Origin of the sequence: Natroniella acetigena, assembly GCF_023227745.1 — a bacterium.
Lineage (GTDB): Bacteria > Bacillota > Halanaerobiia > Halobacteroidales > Halobacteroidaceae > Natroniella > Natroniella acetigena.
On sequence record NZ_JALKBX010000107.1, the window covers coordinates 1 to 1,981 of the forward strand.

Consider the following 1,981-nt stretch of genomic DNA (forward strand, 5'->3'; position numbering starts at 1 on the left):
TGTCAGTGTCCGTAATCCGGAGTGCCAAGCTAAGCTTATGTTTGTCCAGTTGGTGAAAGTCCAACCTATTTAATTACCATTTTCAGATAGAAGTTGAGATAGCTATGAGATTGGTGACAATCAAGGTAGAAGCCTATCAAAACAGTATCCAGACCGTAACGAAAGTGAACCTGATGTAGCCTCGTTACTCGAAAATATAGTTGGTGAGCCTCTCGGATTGGGTGAAACCTGCAACTATTCATAAATAGCAAAATGGTCATATGAATTGGAACTATCGGGGTTAAAAGGGATGGTATGGTTACAAAAGGATAACATAGGAACTTGGGAAGTTCTTAAAGTTGAGGATTACAACCTAAAGACTTTACTTATAAGTATAAGAAAATCGAAAAAGTGAAGTTAACAACTAAGAATGCGGAGATGCTCGTAGTAGTGAAGATATATAAGACAACATAACTTATATGTAGCGAAGGAGCATTACTAGAGACATTCTTTCAAAGAGAGGAGTATTTGCAAATTGGTTAAAAACCTAGAAATGCAACCTATTTCAAGTGGCGTGCCACGACGAAATAAGGAAAAGATACGAGACTTTCAGCGAAAGATATATTTAAAAGCCAAACGAGAGAAAGACTTTAGATTCTATATACTGTACGATAAGATAATCTCAAAGAGGTTTCTGCTTGAAGCCTATTACCGAGTAAAAGAAAATAAAGGTAGTCCAGGGGTAGATGGAATAAGCTTTGAGGATATAGAGAAAGAAGGAATAAGGAAATATATAGATGAACTACATGAAGAACTTAAAGAGAAGAGTTATAAACCATCACCAGTAAAAAGAGTATATATACCAAAAGCAAATGGGAAGAAAAGACCCTTAGGCATACCAACGATAAAAGATAGAATAGTACAAATGTCCTGTAAGATAGTAATAGAACCTATATTTGAAGCTGATTTTGAGGAAAATTCATATGGATTTAGACCAAAGAGAAAAGTTGCCGATGCAGTAGAGAAAATAAAATTTAACTTAAAAGAAGGAAAGACAAGTGTACTGGATGCTGATTTAAGTTCATATTTTGATACAATTCCTCATGATAAGCTGATGATTTTAATTGGTAAAAGAATAAGCGATAAATACACCCTAAACTTAATCAAGAAATGGTTGAAAACTCCTATCTATGAAAATGGAAGATTAAAAGGTGGGAAAAAGAACAAAAAAGGGACTCCTCAAGGAGGAGTAATATCGCCTTTATTAGCTAATATCTATTTAAATCTAATGGACAAATTAATAAATGGGAAATGAATAGTCTTCAAGAAAGCAGGAATTAAATTAGTAAGATATGCTGATGACTTTGTGCTAATGGGTGAAGAAATATCAGAAGAAATAATAGAAAAGTTAATAGAGATATTGAAGGCAATGGGTCTAAATCTAAATAAAGAGAAAACGAAGATAGTAGAAGCTAGAAATAAGTCATTTGATTTTCTAGGTTTTACTTTTAGATTAGATAAGTGTCTATATAATGAAGGTAATAAATATTGGAATGTATTCCCAAGCAAAAAGTCGCAGAAGAGCTTTCGAGGAAAGATAAAGAGATTTCTGTCAAGTGCAGGGAGTTTACCACCAAATGAAGTAGCAGATGGTTTAAACTCTAAGATAAGAGGGTGGGTAAATAATCATACTATACCAGGTGTGAGCTATCCAAGTAAAGCAAAGAGTGATCTAGAATGGTATCTGAAGAGAAGGATAAACAGATATTATAAAAGGAAAAGTCAGAGAAAGAGCAGGCTCTTTGGTAAAGGAGCATATAAAATTCTTGTTGATAAATGGGGATTAGAAAAACCAACTGCTTATTAATCTGATACTCGTGAAAGCTTATAAAAGAAGTCTTATGGGGAAAGCCGTATGAGGGGAAACCTCACGTACGGTTTGCAGAGGACTGTCTGGTAACTTAGATAGTTACCAGCTTTTACTCTACTGTCAGTAAAAAAT

Annotated in this window: 1 pseudogene; it reads left to right on the forward strand. The window is 34.2% G+C overall.

Going from position 1 to position 1,981, the window contains the following annotated elements:
- Positions 1 to 532 precede the first annotated feature (532 nt).
- A pseudogene (gene ltrA, locus MWH25_RS12715) lies at positions 533 to 1,846 on the forward strand (group II intron reverse transcriptase/maturase).
- Positions 1,847 to 1,981 lie beyond the last annotated feature (135 nt).